At 68.0% G+C, this 1323-nt stretch carries 1 protein-coding gene; it reads left to right on the top strand.

Annotated elements, in window-relative coordinates:
* Positions 1–220: 220 nt before the first annotated feature.
* Entirely contained in the window at positions 221–1276 is a 1056-nt protein-coding gene (locus tag ABT085_RS46395; RefSeq protein ID WP_351623271.1) for a PP2C family protein-serine/threonine phosphatase, read from the top strand.
* Positions 1277–1323 lie beyond the last annotated feature (47 nt).

Raw genomic sequence — 1323 nt, 5'->3', positions numbered from 1 at the left:
GGGCCGCCGCACGTGCTGCGCGAGGCGTGCTGTCGTCGCAGGCCGGTGGCGAGGAAGGGCAGGTGTCGCGGTCTCTCCCCAAGGCCGCACAAGAACGTGAGTGGAGCATTCAACTTCAACGCGGCAGACTGTGGCCATGCGGTCGTTCCGCAAGCATCGACCAGGAGCCTCGCCCCGATCAGGAGCGGGCGGTCGAAGTGGAGTCCTGTTCACGCTGGCGATGTGTGTACCGTTCGCGATCGCGCTGGCCGTGCTGGCTATCGAACTTTCGCCGGCACACTTCATCTATACGGGCCCCTTCCTCGCCGCGGTGCCTGCGCTGGCCGCAGTGACGATGGGCCCCAAGGGCACCACCTCGGCCGCGGCCCTGGCGGTAGCGATCAGCGTGACCACCGCCACCTACAACCAGGCCTGGGCCAGCCTGCAGGTCTATACCAACTTTCTGGCTCTGGCCCTGGTATCCGTGGCCGCATTCATCACCAGCAGAGCCGTGCGTACCCGCAGGCGGAGCGAGCTCGACCAGGTCCGCCGGATCGCCGTGGCAGCACAGGACGTCATACTGCGGCCCGTCCCCGAGCGCCTGGGCCCGGTGCGGGCGGCTAGCCTCTGCCTGGCGGCCGGAACCGGGGCACAGGTCGGCGGTGATCTGTACGAGGCCGTGCGAACACGGTACGGCGTCCGCATGATCGTGGGGGACGTCCGGGGCAAGGGACTCAACGCCATGCGCGCGGTCGCGGTGGCGCTCGGCGCGTTCCGGGACGCCGCGCACTACGAGGACGAGCTGTTGGAGGTCATGGACCACTGCGCTGCCGCGCTGCTCCGGGAGGCCGACGTGCCCGGTGCGTTCGACCAGGAGGCCCTGATGGAGGGATTTACCACGGCTCTCATGGCCCAGGTGCCGGATACCCCCGTGGTGCAACTGATCAACCGCGGCCACCCGCCCCCGCTGCTGCTGCATCAGGGTCGGGTCCAGGCCCTGATGCCCGCCGAGCCACTGCCGCCGCTCGGTCTGGAAGACCTCATCACCGACCCTCCCGAAAAGCCCGAGAGCTATCCGTTCGTACCCGGCGGCCGCCTGCTGCTCTACACCGACGGCGTCATCGAAGCCCGCAACCGCGACAACGACTTCTTCCCCCTGCCTGAGGCCATGGAGTCGATAGGCGCCGATACCACGCCGCCAGAGTTCCTTGAGCAACTGCACCAGGCATTGATCCGCCACACCGAAGGCCACCTGGCGGACGATGTCGCGATGATCCTTGTCGACCGACTCGCATGAGTGCCAGGCACTAACCTTCGTCGGGCGGGCCACCCCTGCGTTCTAGG

It is taken from the genome of Streptomyces sp. NPDC002265 (assembly GCF_040296125.1).
Lineage (GTDB): Bacteria > Actinomycetota > Actinomycetes > Streptomycetales > Streptomycetaceae > Streptomyces.
The sequence above is the reverse complement of the archived record's forward strand: the minus strand, read 5'-3'. Positions and strand labels throughout refer to the sequence as shown.